This is a genomic window from uncultured Bacteroides sp., assembly GCF_910586915.1.
GTDB lineage: Bacteria > Bacteroidota > Bacteroidia > Bacteroidales > Bacteroidaceae > Bacteroides.
On record NZ_CAJULN010000030.1, the window covers coordinates 1 to 15,874 of the forward strand.

Here is a 15,874-nt window from a genome sequence, read left to right on the forward strand (position 1 = left end):
CGACAAGAGTGCCGCCCAGTTCAAGGCGCACCTGAAGAAAGGGCGACAGGCAAAGAGCCGCAATTACCTCATTTACCCGAAGCGCATCTCCTACATACAATACAAGGAGGTGAAGCGATTGCCGGTTTTCTGCCTCAACCGCTACAAAGGAGGATTCAAGGAGCTTGCCTACAACCAGCGCAAGAAACCCTTCGGTTCGCTGGCGGCACGTACGCTGGGCGACGTATATGCCGACACGGCGAAAGGAGCGCGGAACGGTATCGAACTTGCCTTCGACACCATCCTGAAAGGGCGCGACGGACGCACGCACCGGCAGAAGGTGAGAAACAAATACCTGAACATCGTCGACGTACCCCCGATTGACGGCTGCGACCTCATATCGACCATCGACGTAGGTATGCAGGACATCTGCGAAAAGGCGCTGGTAGACAAGATGAAGGAACTGAACGCAAGCGTAGGCGTCGTGGTACTGATGGAAGTGGCTACCGGCGAGGTGAAAGCCATCGTCAACATGACGCAGGGCAGAGACGGCGGCTTTTACGAGATGCGCAACAACGCCATCAGCGATATGCTCGAACCCGGCTCCACCTTCAAGACGGCTTCCATCATGGTGGCCTTAGAGGACGGCAAAATCACCCCCGACTACGTAGTGGACACCGGCAACGGACAAATGCCGATGCACGGCCGTGTGATGAAAGACCACAACTGGCGTCGCGGAGGATACGGAAAACTGAATGTCACCGAGATTCTGGAAGTGTCGTCCAACATCGGGACTTCCTACATCATCGACCACTTCTACGGCAGCAACCCGCAGAAGTTCATCGACGGGCTGCGGCGCATGAGTATCGACCAGCCGCTCCAACTGCAAATTGCGGGCGAAGGAAAGCCGAACATCCGTGGACCGAAAGAGCGGAGCTATTTCTCCAAGACCGCCCTTCCGTGGATGAGCATCGGCTACGAGACGCAAGTGCCGCCGATGAACATCCTTACCTTCTACAACGGAATAGCGAACAACGGCGTTGTCGTGCGTCCGAAGTTCGTAAAGGCGGCTGTAAAGGACGGAGAAACCGTGCAGGAATATCCGACGGAGATTATCAACCCGAAAATGTGTTCGGACCAGACATTGAGGCAAATACGCGAAATTCTGCGGAAAGTGGTGGGCGAAGGGCTTGCCAAACCTGCGGGAAGCAAGCAGTTCCACGTTTCGGGCAAGACCGGAACGGCACAGATATCGCAGGGAGCAGCCGGATACACGACAGGGACAACGAACTATCTCGTAAGTTTCTGCGGATACTTCCCCTCCGAAGCACCCAAATACAGCATGATTGTCTCCATACAGAAACCGGGGGCGCCCGCCTCGGGCGGCTTGATGGCAGGTAGCGTATTCAGTAAGATTGCCGAAAGGGTATATGCCAAAGACCTGCGCCTGCCGTTGGTCAACGCGATTGATACCAACGCGGTAGTCATTCCGCACGTAAAAGCCGGAGAGATGCGGGAAGCCCAGCACGTGTTGGAGGAACTCGACATCGAGATACAGGAGAAGATAGCCGATACCGGCAAAGAGGTGTGGGGAAAGAGCCATGCGGCCCCCAAAGCGGTCGTGTTCGAGAGCCGGAGCAATATGCAGAACTTCGTGCCGAGCGTCATAGGGATGGGGGCGAAAGATGCCGTCTACCTGTTGGAAAGCAAGGGACTGAAAGTGCATCTGACCGGAGTGGGCAGGGTGAGAAGCCAGTCGATAGCCAACGGGACCATCGTCAAGAAAGGACAGACCATCAGCCTGTCGTTGCATTAAAAGGTAAATTCAACGTATTAAATAAGAGACTATGTTACTAAACAAGTTACTGAAAGCAATTCAGCCGGTACGAATAGCCGGAGACTCGGACATAGAAATCAGCGGAATCAACATCGATTCGCGTTTAGTAGAAGCCGGACAGTTGTTCATGGCGATGCGCGGCACCCAGGCAGACGGTCATGCTTATATACCTGCCGCCATCGGCAAAGGAGCTGTCGCAGTGCTTTGCGAAGAGATGCCCGAAGAGCCTGCGGCGGACGTCACCTACATACAGGTGAACGACAGCGAAGAGGCGGTGGGCAAGATAGCTACTGCATTCTACGGCGACCCGACATCCAAACTCGAGTTAGTGGGCGTCACTGGAACGAACGGCAAGACAACCATCGCCACCTTATTATATAATACCTTCCGCTATTTCGGATACAAAGTGGGGCTTATCTCTACCGTCTGTAATTACATCGACGACGAAGCAATCCCTACCGACCATACCACGCCCGACCCCGTCACGCTGAACCGCCTGTTGGGACGCATGGCGGACGAAGGTTGCAAATATGCGTTTATGGAGGTCAGCTCGCACTCGATAGCACAAAAGCGCATCAGCGGGCTGAAGTTTGCAGGAGGTATCTTTACCAACCTTACGCGCGACCATCTCGACTACCATAAGACCGTAGAGAACTATCTGAAAGCCAAAAAGAAGTTCTTCGACGATATGCCGAAAAGCGCGTTCAGCCTTACCAACCTCGACGACAAGAACGGGCTGGTAATGACGCAGAACACGCGCTCCAACGTACACACCTACTCGCTGCGAAGCCTCAGCGACTTCAAAGGCCGGGTGGTGGAATCGCATTTTGAAGGAATGCTGCTCGATTTCAACAATCACGAGCTGGCCGTTCAGTTCATCGGCAAGTTCAACGCTTCCAACCTGTTGGCAGTGTTCGGCGCCGCCGTGCTGTTGGGTAAAAAAGAGGAAGAGGTGCTTGTCGCCCTCAGCACGCTTCATCCGGTAGCGGGACGCTTCGATGCCGTCCGCTCGCCGAAGGGCGTCACGGCGATTGTGGATTATGCACACACACCCGACGCGCTTGTCAATGTGCTCAACGCCATCCACGGAGTGCTCGAAGGCAAAGGGAAGGTCATCACCGTGGTAGGAGCAGGCGGCAACCGCGACAAGGGCAAACGCCCCATCATGGCGAAAGAAGCCGCCAAAGCCAGCGACCGTGTCATCATCACCTCGGACAATCCCCGCTTTGAGGAGCCGCAAGACATCATCAACGATATGCTGGCGGGACTCGACGCCAACGACATGAAAAAGACGCTGAGCATCGCCGACCGCAGGGAGGCCATCCGCACCGCCTGTATGCTGGCCGAAAAAGGAGACGTGATACTCATTGCCGGAAAAGGACACGAGAATTATCAGGAGATAAAGGGAGTGAAGCATCCTTTCGACGACAAGGAGGAGGTAAAGAGAATGTTTAACGATTAGTGGCTAACGAATAACAACGAATAAAAAATGCTGTATTATCTGTTTGAATGGCTGCACAAGCTCAATTTTCCCGGAGCGGGAATGTTCGGTTACACTTCATTCCGCGCGCTGATGGCTGTTATCCTCGCCTTGCTTATCTCAAGCATCTGGGGAGACAAATTTATCAACCTGCTGAAGAGGAAGCAAATCACCGAAACACAGCGCGACGCCAAAACCGACCCGTTCGGCGTCAACAAAGTGGGTGTGCCGAGCATGGGAGGAGTCATCATCATCGTAGCCATCCTCATCCCGTGCCTGCTACTGGGCAAGCTGGAGAACATTTATATGATACTGATGCTGATAACCACCGTATGGCTCGGCTCGCTCGGATTTGCCGACGACTACATCAAAATCTTCAAGAAAGACAAGGAAGGGCTGCACGGTAAGTTTAAAATCATCGGACAGGTGGGCTTGGGGTTAATCGTCGGACTTACCCTGTATTTAAGCCCCGACGTGGTAATCCGCGAAAACATCGAAGTGCATACGCCGGGACAGGAGATGGAGGTGATACACGGTACGAACGACCTGAAATCGACCCAGACCACCATCCCTTTCTTCAAAAGCAACAATCTCGACTACGCCGACCTGGTCTCTTTCATGGGTGAACACGCACAGACAGCGGGATGGATACTGTTTGTCATCATCACCATCTTCGTGGTTACCGCCGTGTCCAACGGTGCCAACCTCAACGACGGAATGGATGGAATGGCGGCGGGCAATTCGGCCATCATCGGTGCTACGCTCGGTGTATTGGCCTACGTTTCATCGCACATCGAATTTGCCGGCTATCTGAATATCATGTACATTCCGGGGTCGGAAGAACTGGTCATCTATATCTGTGCCTTCATCGGCGCACTGATTGGTTTCCTCTGGTACAACGCCTATCCGGCACAAGTATTCATGGGCGACACCGGCAGCCTGACAATCGGCGGCATCATTGCCGTATTCGCCATCATCATCCACAAGGAGCTGCTGATACCGATTCTGTGCGGTGTATTCCTCGTGGAGAATCTGTCGGTCATCCTGCAACGCGCCTACTACAAGGCGGGCAAACGGAAAGGGGTGAAACAACGGCTGTTCAAGCGGACACCGATTCACGACCACTTCCGCACCTCGATGAGTCTGATAGAACCGGGATGCACGGTGAAGTTCACCCAACCCCACCAACTGTTTCACGAATCGAAAATCACCGTCCGCTTCTGGATTGTAACGATTGTGCTGGCAGCCATCACGATTATCACATTAAAAATAAGATAACAGAGAGTATTAACCTGATTATTAACTTTTAAAAGATGTGCGCAACCGGTAAGGCAACCCAACGCCCGCCGAAATGACAAAGCACATTACCGTAGATGAAAAGAATAGTAATTTTAGGAGCCGGCGAAAGCGGCGCAGGTGCAGCCGTACTCGCCAAAGTGAAAGGATTTGAGACATTTGTTTCGGATATGTCCGCCATCAAGGACAAATACAAGGAACTTCTCGACAGCCGCGACATTGCCTGGGAAGAAGGACAGCATACCGAAGAACTCATTCTGAATGCCGACGAAGTAATCAAAAGCCCCGGTATTCCGAATGACGCCCCCCTCATCTTGAAACTGAAAGCTCAAGGTACTCCGGTCATATCAGAGATTGAGTTTGCCGGACGCTATACGAATGCCAAAATGATTTGTATCACGGGGTCGAACGGAAAAACCACCACGACTTCACTGACTTACCATATTTTCAAAAGCGCAGGCCTGAACGTCGGGCTGGCAGGAAACATCGGCAAGAGCCTTGCCCTGCAGGTGGCGGAAGAAGTTCATGATTACTACATCATCGAACTCAGCTCTTTCCAACTGGACAATATGTACAACTTCCGGGCAAACATCGCTGTACTGATGAACATCACCCCCGACCATCTCGACCGTTACGACCACTGTATGCAGAATTACATCGACGCCAAGTTCCGCATCACCCAAAATCAGACTCCCGACGATGCCTTCATCTTCTGGAACGACGACCCCCTCATCAAACGCGAACTGGCAAAGCATGGTCTGAAAGCCCAACTGTATCCTTTCGCCGCCGTGAAAGAGGACGGTGCCATCGCCTATGTGGAGGACAACGAGGTGAAAATCAACGAGCCGATTGCCTTCAACATGGAACAGGAAGAACTGGCACTGACGGGACAGCATAACTTATACAACTCCCTGGCTGCCGGTATTTCCGCCAACTTAGCAGGTATTGCCAAAGAGAATATCCGCAAAGCCCTCTCCGACTTCAAGGGTGTGGAGCACCGCTTGGAAAAGGTGGCACGCGTCCGTGGAATCGACTTCATCAACGACTCGAAAGCCACCAACGTGAACTCCTGCTGGTACGCCCTGCAAAGCATGACGACCAAAACGGTATTGATTCTCGGCGGCAAAGACAAGGGAAACGACTACACGGAAATAGAGGACCTGGTACGCGAAAAGTGCTCGGCACTCGTGTATATGGGACTGCATAACGAAAAACTTCACGAATTCTTCGACCGCCTCGGTCTGCCCGTAGCCGATGTGCAAACCGGTATGAAGGACGCCGTAGAAGCCGCCTACAAATTGGCAAAAAAAGGGGAGACCGTATTGTTAAGCCCCTGCTGCGCTTCCTTCGACCTCTTCAAGAGTTACGAAGACCGTGGCGACCAGTTTAAGGAATGTGTCCGTGCCCTCTGATTTTTCTAATTATTAATTTTAAAATTCTACAGGATTGGATTTATTAAAGAACATATTCAAAGGCGACAAGGTAATCTGGATTATCTTCCTCTGTCTCTGCCTCATCTCGATTGTCGAGGTGTTCTCGGCCGCATCAACTCTGACTTATAAAAGCGGCGACCACTGGGGGCCAATAACGCAACACTCCATCATCCTGATGGTGGGTGCCGTGGTAGTGGTGTTCCTGCACAACGTACCCTACAGATGGTTTCAGGTATTTCCGGTCTTCCTGTATCCTATATCCCTGGTGCTACTGGCTTTCGTCACACTGATGGGTATCATCACAGGCGACCGCGTCAACGGGGCAGCCCGTTGGATGTCCTTCATGGGGCTACAGTTCCAGCCTTCGGAACTGGCAAAGATGGCTGTCATCATCGCCGTCTCCTTCATCCTGTCCAAACGGCAGGACGAGGACGGGGCCAACCCGAAAGCCTTTAAATACATCATGATTATCACCGGACTGGTATTCCTGCTCATCGCACCCGAAAACCTCTCGACAGCCATGCTGCTCTTCGGAGTGGTATGCATGATGATGTTCATCGGGCGGGTGTCTGCCAAAAAACTGTTCGGTATGTTAGGCGCATTGGCACTCGTAGGCGGAGTGTCGGTAGGAATACTCATGGCTATCCCCGCAAAGACGCTGCGCACCACGCCCGGTCTTCACCGCTTCGAAACCTGGCAGAACCGCGTCACCGGTTTCTTGAAGGAGGAAAAAGTACCTGCCGCCAAGTTCGACATCGACAAAGACGGGCAGATAGCCCACGCCCGCATCGCCATCGCTACCAGCCACGTAGTAGGCAAGGGACCGGGCAACTCCATACAGCGCGACTTTCTCAGCCAGGCGTTCTCCGACTTTATCTTTGCCATTGTCATCGAAGAGATGGGGCTGATAGGGGGTATCTTCGTCGTATTCCTTTACCTGTGGCTACTGATGCGGGCGGGACGAATCGCACAAAAATGCGAGCGGACTTTCCCAGCTTTCCTCGTCATGGGAATTGCCTTGCTACTGGTGTCGCAGGCGATACTCAACATGATGGTTGCCGTCGGCCTGTTCCCCGTCACGGGACAGCCGTTGCCTCTGGTCAGCAAGGGAGGAACAAGTACGTTAATCAACTGCGCCTATATCGGAATGATATTGAGCGTAAGCCGCTATACCGCCCGTCTGGAAGAACTGAAGGAGCGCGACGCACAGGTTCAGATGCAAATAACGGCAGATGCGGCAGCCGATTCCGAAGCACAAGCTGCCGCCGAGCCGACCGCCCAGATACTGAACAGCGACGCCAAGTTTGAAGATGAAAACGATGCCGCCAGAAACGATTGACAGCAACGGCAAAAGCGTATCGGAAAAAGGAGAACAACGGATAGAAAGAAAGGATTGAAAATGGAAAAAGAGCTTAGAATTATCATCAGCGGTGGAGGCACGGGAGGACATATTTTTCCTGCCGTCTCTATTGCAAACGCTATAATGGAACTGCGCCCCGACGCCAAAATACTCTTTGTGGGAGCCGAAGGGCGTATGGAGATGCAACGGGTTCCCGATGCAGGCTACCGGATTATCGGTCTGCCGATAGCCGGTTTCGACCGCAAACACTTATGGAAGAACGTATCGGTAGTGATGAAACTGTTGCGCAGCCAGTGGAAAGCACGCAGCATCATCAAGAACTTCCGCCCGCAGGTGGCGGTAGGCGTGGGCGGTTATGCCAGTGGGCCTACCTTAAAGACTGCCGGAATGATGGGTATCCCGACGCTGATACAAGAACAGAACTCCTATGCCGGAGTAACCAACAAGCTACTGGCACAGAAAGCACGGAAGATTTGCGTGGCCTATGACGGAATGGAAAAATTCTTCCCCGCAGACAGGATTATCATGACAGGAAATCCGGTGCGGCAAAATCTGACAGAGGCGATGCCGTCCAAAGAAGAGGCACTACGCTCCTTCAACCTGCAACCGGACAAGAAAACCATCCTTATCGTAGGCGGCAGCTTAGGGGCACGTACCATCAACAACACACTGACAGCCGGACTGTCGGTTATCAAAGCGAACAGCGACGTGCAATTCATCTGGCAAACGGGAAAATACTATTATCCGCAAGTGACCGAAGCCGTGAAAGCGGCGGGAGAGCTTCCCAACCTGTATGTAACGGATTTCATCAAGGATATGGCAGCCGCCTATGCAGCAGGCGACCTTGTTATCTCCCGTGCAGGTGCCGGTTCCATTTCGGAGTTCTGCCTTTTGCACAAGCCGGTGGTCTTGGTACCCTCTCCCAACGTGGCAGAAGACCATCAGACCAAGAATGCACTGGCTCTGGTAGACAAGCAGGCAGCCATCTACGTCAAAGACAGCGAAGCGGAAAATGTCCTGATGGACATCGCCCTCTCTACCATCAACGACGAACGGAAGCTCAAAGAGCTGAGCGGGAATATAGCTAAATTGGCTCTGCCCGATTCCGCAAGAATCATTGCACAGGAGGTAATAAAGTTAGCAGAAACAGCAAACAAATAACCCAACGGATAATCAACAACCAAAGATATGAATATCGAAACTATAAAATCAGTCTACTTCGTAGGTGCCGGCGGCATCGGCATGAGTGCGCTCGTCCGCTACTTCCTCTTCAAAGGAAAAGTGGTGGCAGGATACGACCGCACCCCTACTCCATTGACCGAAACCCTCATCGCCGAAGGCGCCCAAATACATTACGAGGAAAACATCGAACTGATTCCCGAAGCCTGCAAGGAGAAGGAAAGCACGCTCGTCATATTCACCCCCGCCGTCCCGCAGGAACACGAAGAATTGACCTACTTCCGCAACAACGGCTTCGAAATACAGAAACGTGCGCAAGTATTGGGCACTATCACCCGTTCCAGCAAAGGATTGTGCGTGGCCGGCACTCATGGCAAGACGACTACTTCTACCATGACCGCCCATCTTCTCTACCAATCGCACGTAGAATGTACCGCCTTCCTCGGAGGTATCTCGAAGAACTACGGAACGAACCTGCTGCTTTCGCAGGAAAGCCCCTACACGGTTATCGAAGCCGACGAGTTCGACCGCTCTTTCCACTGGTTGTCACCTTATATGTCTGTCATCACCTCGACAGACCCCGACCATCTCGACATCTACGGAACAGAGGAGGCCTACCTGCAAAGTTTCGAGCATTACACCACCCTTATCCAACCGGGCGGTGCATTAATCATACGCAAAGGTATCTCCCTGCAACCGAAAGTGCAGCCCGGCGTACGTGTCTACACCTATTCGCGTGACGAAGGCGACTTCCACGCAGAGAACATCCGCATCGGCAACGGCGAGATATTCATCGACTTTGTAACCCCGGACACCCGCATCGACGACATCCGCTTAGGAGTGCCGGTAAGCATCAACATAGAGAACGGCGTAGCCGCCATGACTTTGGCCTACCTGAACGGAGCGACCGCCGAAGAGATAAAAAGAGGTATGGCAAGTTTCGGTGGAGTAGACCGCCGGTTCGACTTCAAAATCAAGAACGACCGCATTGTCTTTCTGAGCGACTACGCACACCACCCCTCCGAAATCAAACAGAGCGTGCTGTCGATGCGGGAGCTCTACAAAGACAAGAAAATCACAGCCATCTTCCAACCGCACCTCTACAGCCGCACGCGCGACTTCTACCGGGAGTTTGCCGACAGCCTGTCGCTGCTCGACGAAGTTATCTTGACAGATATCTATCCGGCACGCGAAGCACCGATTCCCGGTGTCAGCAGCCGGTTGATATACGACAACCTCCGCCCCGGCATCGAAAAAAGTATGTGCAAAAAGGAAGATATACTGAACATTCTGAAAGATAAAAACATTGAAGTATTAATCACTTTGGGAGCCGGAGACATAGACGACTACGTCACCGAAATCAAGGAACTGTTAGAGAAGAAAACAACTGAATAATCATCCGGCAACCTGTCCGAAACAGTGCAGCCGTTTTAATTTTTAATCTTTAATTATGATTAAAAGAATCCTTCTGTCCGTCGTCATGCTGGTGCTCATAGCCTACCTCGTCGTAGCTGTAAGCGCCTTCAACCGCAAGCCTGCCAACCAGACTTGCCACGACTTGGAATTGGTCATCAAGGATACCGCCTACGCCGGCTTCATCACCAAGAATGAACTGAAAGATATCCTCCAACACAAAGGAATCTATCCCATCGGGAAAAAGATAGAACGCATCTCTACCAAGTCGTTAGAACGCGAATTGAGCAAACATCCGCTGATTAACGAAGCAGAATGTTACAAGACCCCGAGCGGTAAAGTATGCGTGGAAGTGACGCAACGCATCCCCGTACTGCGGGTGATGAGCAACAGAGGCGAGAATTATTACATCGACAACAAAGGAACCGTCATGCCGCCTGCCGCCAAATGCATCGCCCACCGGGTAATTGTGACCGGAAATGTAGAAAAGTCGTTTGCAATGAAGGATTTATATAAGTTTGGTGTATTTTTGCATAATAATAAGTTCTGGGATGCACAGATAGAACAGATTCACGTGTTGCCCGACCGCACTATCGAGTTAGTGCCGCGCGTGGGCGACCACCTTATCTGTCTGGGCAAATTGGACAACTTTGAGAACAAGCTCGCACGCCTGAAAGAGTTCTACAAGAAAGGACTCAACCAGGTAGGCTGGAACAAGTATTCACGCATCAACCTTGAGTTCAGCAACCAGATTATTTGTACGAAACGAGAAAATAATAAATAAACAAGGATATGGCAACAACAGAATTTATCGCCGCTATTGAACTTGGTTCATCGAAGATAACCGGTGTGGCCGGAAAAAAGAACAGTGACGGAAGTATGCAGATTTTGGCCTATGCCCAGGAAGACTCTTCTACGTTTATCCGTAAAGGGGTGATATTCAACCTGGACAAAACGGCACAAAGCCTGACTTCCATCATCAACAGACTGGAAGGTGAGTTGAAAAACTCAATCGCCAAAGTATATGTAGGTATCGGCGGACAGTCACTCCGCACAATACGCAACGTGGTGTGCCGCGACTTGAAAGAGGAAGCCATCATTTCGGAAGACCTTGTAAACGCCATCGGCGACGAGAACATCGCCATTCCGGTGGCCGACATGGATATACTGGACGTAGCACCCCAAGAATATAAAGTGGGCAACAACCTGCAAGCCAATCCCGTAGGACTGGTGGGAAGCCATATCGAAGGACGTTTCCTCAACATCGTAGCCCGTGCTTCCGTACGCAAGAACCTGGAGCACTGCTTCCACCAGGCGAAAATAGACATCGCCGACCTGCTGATTACGCCGCTCGTAACGGCAAACACCGTACTGACCGAAAGCGAACGCCGCTCAGGCTGCGCACTGATTGACTTCGGAGCAGACACCACCACCATCTCTGTCTACAAGAACAACATCCTCCGTTTCCTCACCGTATTGCCATTGGGTGGCAACAGCATCACCCGCGACATCACCACCCTGCAAATGGAGGAGGAAGAAGCAGAACGGTTGAAGAAAGCCTACGGCGATGTGCTCTACGAAGAAGATCCGGAGCAGGAAGAAGCTACCTGCAAACTGGACGATGAGAGCCGCACCGTCAAAGTGACCGACCTCAATAACATCATCGAAGCCCGCGCTGAAGAAATCATCACCAACGTATGGAACCAGGTGCAGTTATCCGGCTTCGAGGACAAACTGTTGGCAGGAATCATCCTCACCGGAGGAGCCGCCAACCTGAAAAGCCTTGACGAAATGCTGCGCAAACGTAGCAAAATAGAAAAAATACGAATGGCGAAACTTCCACGCAACACCGTTCATGCTCCCAACAATATCCTGCGGAAAGACGGTTCGCAGAACACGCTATTCGGGCTTCTGTTCGAAGGAAACCAGAACTGCTGCCTGACGGAAACCGTTCCGACACCGCCCCCGGTGCCCCCGACTCCCAAACCTGAGCCCGAACAAGTGCCACAACAAGGAGACATATTCAAAGACGACCAGGAGTTGAAAGAACAAGCCCGCCTCGCTCGTCTCAAAAAAGAAGAAGAGGAACGCGAAGCGAAAATAGCCGCCAAAGAAGCGGAAAGAATCCGCAAACAGAAGGAGAAAGAAGAGAAAGAAAGACGGAAACGGGAAGCCGGACCGAGTTGGTTTCAACGCAAATTTGATTCGCTGACGAAAGAAATCTTTTCCGACGACGATATGTAATAAATGATTAGTGACAAATAAAAATAAATAGGATATGGACGAGATAGTACAATTCGATTTCCCGACAGATTCGCCGAAAATCATCAAAGTGATTGGTGTAGGCGGCGGTGGCGGCAACGCCGTAAACCATATGTACCGGGAAGGTATCCATGACGTAACGTTCGTTCTCTGCAACACGGACAACCAGGCTTTGGCAGAATCGCCCGTCCCGGTGAAACTGCAATTAGGCCGTAACATCACGCAAGGGCTTGGAGCCGGCAACCGTCCCGAACGGGCACGCGATGCCGCCGAAGAAAGTATAGAAGACATCAAAAACCAACTGAACGACGGAACCAAGATGGTATTCATCACCGCCGGAATGGGAGGAGGAACCGGAACCGGAGCCGCTCCTGTCATTGCCCGCATTGCGAAGGAGATGGATATCCTGACTGTCGGTATCGTCACCATCCCATTCATCTTCGAAGGAGAAAAGAAAATCATCCAGGCTTTGGACGGCGTAGAGCGCATTGCACAGCACGTAGACGCCCTGCTGGTCATCAACAACGAACGCCTGCGCGAAATATACTCCGACCTCACCTTCATGAACGCCTTCGGCAAAGCCGATGACACCCTCTCCATTGCCGCCAAGAGCATTGCCGAGATTATCACCATGCGCGGTACGGTCAACCTCGACTTTGCCGATGTCAAGACCATCCTCAAAGACGGTGGCGTAGCCATCATGAGTACCGGATTCGGCGAAGGCGAGAACCGTGTCACCAAAGCCATCGACGACGCCCTGCACTCGCCGTTGCTCAACAACAACGACATCTTCAACGCCAAGAAAGTGATGCTCAACGTATCCTTCTGCCCCTCGTCCGAACTGATGATGGAAGAGATGAACGAGATACACGAGTTCATGAGCAAATTCCGCGAAGGCGTAGAGGTCATCTGGGGTGTAGCCATCGACAACTCACTGGACACAAAGGTAAAAATCACCGTACTGGCAACCGGATTCGGCGTGGAAGACGTGCCCGGTATGGACAGCCTGCACGCAGTACGCAGTCAGGAAGAGGAAGAACGCCAACTACAACTGGAAGAAGAGAAAGAAAAAAACAAAGAGCGCATCCGCAAGGCTTACGGCGAAAGTGCCAGCAACATCGGAAGCAAGAGTCTGCGCAAACGCCGACACATCTATCTCTTCACTACCGAGGACCTGGACAACGACGATATCATCGCGATGGTAGAGGACTCTCCTACCTATACGCGCGACAAGACAACGTTGACCAAAATCCGCACCAAAGCCGCTCTCGAAGAGGAAACGGCTACGGAAGAGGCTACGGACGACAACGGCATCATCACCTTCTGAATCAAGGACTAAGAACGAAAATTAGAAACCCGGCGAATCAGTCGCCGGTTCTAATTTTTAATCTTTAATTTTCAATTATAATAGTATGGATTTATTCGAACAAGTCAGCGAAGACATTAAAAGCGCCATGAAGGCAAAAGACAAAGTTGCCCTCGAAACTCTGAGAAACGTAAAGAAGTTTTTCCTCGAAGCCAAGACCGCTCCCGGAGCCAACGATACACTGACCGATGAAGCAGCCCTGAAAATCATCCAAAAATTAGTGAAACAAGGAAAAGACGCTGCTGAAATCTACGCAGGACAAGGACGTCAGGACTTGGCCGACGCAGAGTTGGGACAAGTAGCCGTGATGGAAAAATACCTTCCGAAGCAGATGTCGGCCGAAGAATTAGAAGCGGCCTTGAAGGAAATCATTGCCGAAGTGGGTGCTACCAGTGGCAAAGACATGGGCAAAGTGATGGGAGTCGCCTCCAAGAAACTGGCAGGACTTGCAGAAGGACGTGCCATTTCTGCGAAAGTGAAAGAACTTTTGGGATAAGCGCAACCATAGAATGTAACAACAGGGCGGTGGGTCAGTACTCACCGCCCTGTTGTTGTTTTACCGGACAATTTCCTATTCAGACACGCCTTTCTTAATCAAACAGTTCCTTCAACACCTCCAGCGATTTCAAAGCCGGAAAATCCGGCAAATGCAGGCTATAATAATCGTTGATAATTGCCAGGCACCGCGCACGCTCCGCACGGCTCATGCCGAAAAGATGCATCGTCTCATACTTCATACGCATCAGTTGCCGAAGCCGTCCGGCCTCTTCGGGATTGATATAAGACGAATGCAACTGGGGACGGACCGAAGTGAAGCAAGCATTCAGCAAGTCGAAATAATCTCCTGCCCGATAATCATCGAGATTGGGATAAAGCCCCAAGAAGCGGGAAAGCCTCATCAGAAAGACCAGATGGAAATTGGCAAACCCCTCGCCACACGCGTCCAGCCAAACGATAGAATGCTGGAGATAGGCAAACAACGGACGGTTCTCCGCCTCTTCGCGCACAGCACGATAGAGAAATTCGGCCAGGAACAGCACCATTGACGATTTGTAGGGGTCGTAAGGAATGGAAGAGAAAGGATAAAAAGATTTGGCCTCCTTCACGCGATAGAGCGTTGTATTGGGCCTGTAATCCGCTTCAAATTCAATAAAAGACAACGGCTGGAACAGGACGGATTTTACCGCAGCCTTTCGCGAACGGGGCACCGCCACAAGAAAAGAAGCCCTGCCGGACAACTCCGTGTACATATCCACAATGACAGACGTATCGTTATACTTCAACGTGCGAAGCACAATTCCTTTTGTTTTTTGCAACATAGCAGACTACCTCATTATCAATCCGGAACAAAATTACAAAAAAGATAGCAATGTCCATACGCATCAAGTAACCAAATAGAGAGAAACAAAAGTTTGCGCACAGCCTACGAAAATCATCCTCTCTCCCCAACGTTTTTGCGGAACACTATAGTGGAACGAACGGAACACTATAGTTATCCTTGCGTTCCACTATAGTGTTCCGCAAAGACCACCGTAGTGGAACGAAATAAATCTGCCTGCCGAATCATCTCTCCACAGGCAACCGGCAGAAAAGAAATAGCAGAAAAAGCAAATTTCGCATCCTGCGCCTTTTTTATTCTCTCTCTATATATAATAAGGTATATATGAAATATGTGTTTCCGCCTTTACAGCAAGAAATGATTTTTTTATTCAAAAAAACAAGAATGCTATATAACTGATTATCAACACATACAACACCTATCAGGAAAGAAAAACAAAAAAAAACTTCATTTTTTTTGCATGAAACGCTTGTCAGTTTCAAAAATGTTCCTACCTTTGCAACCGCAATCGAGAAACAAACAATGCTTCGAGAGAGCAAGAGCAGAAATGCAAAAACAGGATGGCCCGTTCGTCTATCGGTTAGGACGCAAGATTTTCATTCTTGAAAGGGGGGTTCGATTCCCCCACGGGCTACAAGTAAAAAGAATAAAAGAACTAAAAACAGATTAGTCGAAATGGCAAATCATAAATCATCACTGAAAAGAATCAGACAAGAAGAAACAAGAAGACTTCACAACAGATATTATGGCAAGACCATGAGAAACGCTGTTAGAAAACTTCGCGCAACAACTGATAAAACAGAAGCAGTTGCAATGTATCCGGGCGTTACAAAGATGTTGGATAAGTTGGCTAAGACAAATGTAATCCACAAGAACAAAGCTAACAATTTGAAATCTAAATTGGCTCTCTACATCAACAAGCTCGCTTAA

At 50.9% G+C, this 15,874-nt stretch carries 13 protein-coding genes and 1 tRNA gene; 13 read left to right on the forward strand and 1 reads right to left on the reverse strand.

What is annotated here, in order from left to right; translation table 11 throughout:
• The 11 genes from QZ331_RS10585 to QZ331_RS10635 form a co-directional block, all read left to right on the forward strand.
• Window positions 1–1,795: penicillin-binding transpeptidase domain-containing protein (locus QZ331_RS10585; protein ID WP_294630053.1), on the forward strand; the 1,795-nt coding region annotated here is incomplete at its 5' end.
• 31 nt (window positions 1,796–1,826) lie between these two features.
• Window positions 1,827–3,278, forward strand: a complete 1,452-nt coding sequence (locus tag QZ331_RS10590) for a UDP-N-acetylmuramoyl-L-alanyl-D-glutamate--2,6-diaminopimelate ligase (protein WP_294630055.1) — start codon at window positions 1,827–1,829, stop codon at window positions 3,276–3,278.
• Window positions 3,279–3,305: 27 nt separating this feature from the next.
• Window positions 3,306–4,574, forward strand: a complete 1,269-nt coding sequence (gene mraY, locus QZ331_RS10595) for a phospho-N-acetylmuramoyl-pentapeptide-transferase (protein WP_294630057.1) — start codon at window positions 3,306–3,308, stop codon at window positions 4,572–4,574.
• Between the two features lie 95 nt (window positions 4,575–4,669).
• Window positions 4,670–6,004: a UDP-N-acetylmuramoyl-L-alanine--D-glutamate ligase gene (gene murD, locus QZ331_RS10600; protein WP_294630058.1), complete on the forward strand. Its 1,335-nt coding sequence runs from the start codon at window positions 4,670–4,672 to the stop codon at window positions 6,002–6,004.
• 34 nt (window positions 6,005–6,038) lie between these two features.
• Complete coding sequence (locus QZ331_RS10605; RefSeq protein ID WP_294630060.1) at window positions 6,039–7,364, forward strand: FtsW/RodA/SpoVE family cell cycle protein; 1,326 nt, start codon at window positions 6,039–6,041, stop codon at window positions 7,362–7,364.
• 60 nt (window positions 7,365–7,424) lie between these two features.
• A complete protein-coding gene (murG, locus tag QZ331_RS10610) occupies window positions 7,425–8,546 on the forward strand; it encodes an undecaprenyldiphospho-muramoylpentapeptide beta-N-acetylglucosaminyltransferase (protein ID WP_294630062.1) in 1,122 nt (373 codons plus the stop codon).
• A 27-nt stretch (window positions 8,547–8,573) separates the two neighbouring features.
• On the forward strand, window positions 8,574–9,959 hold the full coding sequence (murC, locus tag QZ331_RS10615) for a UDP-N-acetylmuramate--L-alanine ligase (RefSeq protein ID WP_294630065.1): 1,386 nt from the start codon (window positions 8,574–8,576) through the stop codon (window positions 9,957–9,959).
• Between the two features lie 55 nt (window positions 9,960–10,014).
• Window positions 10,015–10,761, forward strand: coding sequence for a cell division protein FtsQ/DivIB (locus QZ331_RS10620; RefSeq protein WP_294630067.1), 747 nt, complete (start codon window positions 10,015–10,017; stop codon window positions 10,759–10,761).
• Window positions 10,762–10,769: 8 nt separating this feature from the next.
• Window positions 10,770–12,221: a cell division protein FtsA gene (ftsA, locus tag QZ331_RS10625; RefSeq protein WP_294630069.1), complete on the forward strand. Its 1,452-nt coding sequence runs from the start codon at window positions 10,770–10,772 to the stop codon at window positions 12,219–12,221.
• 34 nt (window positions 12,222–12,255) lie between these two features.
• On the forward strand, window positions 12,256–13,566 hold the full coding sequence (gene ftsZ, locus QZ331_RS10630; protein WP_294630071.1) for a cell division protein FtsZ: 1,311 nt from the start codon (window positions 12,256–12,258) through the stop codon (window positions 13,564–13,566).
• Between the two features lie 85 nt (window positions 13,567–13,651).
• On the forward strand, window positions 13,652–14,101 hold the full coding sequence (locus QZ331_RS10635; protein ID WP_294630073.1) for a GatB/YqeY domain-containing protein: 450 nt from the start codon (window positions 13,652–13,654) through the stop codon (window positions 14,099–14,101).
• A 94-nt stretch (window positions 14,102–14,195) separates the two neighbouring features.
• Here the strand turns inward: QZ331_RS10635 and recO are convergent, their stop codons facing one another.
• Window positions 14,196–14,924, reverse strand: a complete 729-nt coding sequence (gene recO, locus QZ331_RS10640; protein WP_294630075.1) for a DNA repair protein RecO — start codon at window positions 14,922–14,924, stop codon at window positions 14,196–14,198.
• A gap of 582 nt (window positions 14,925–15,506) precedes the next feature.
• Between recO and QZ331_RS10645 the strand changes: the two genes are divergently transcribed.
• Both QZ331_RS10645 and rpsT read left to right on the forward strand, forming a co-directional pair.
• Window positions 15,507–15,578, forward strand: a tRNA-Glu gene (locus QZ331_RS10645).
• 41 nt (window positions 15,579–15,619) lie between these two features.
• Window positions 15,620–15,874 (forward strand): 30S ribosomal protein S20, encoded by a 255-nt coding sequence (rpsT, locus tag QZ331_RS10650; RefSeq protein WP_294617731.1) that lies wholly within the window; start codon window positions 15,620–15,622, stop codon window positions 15,872–15,874.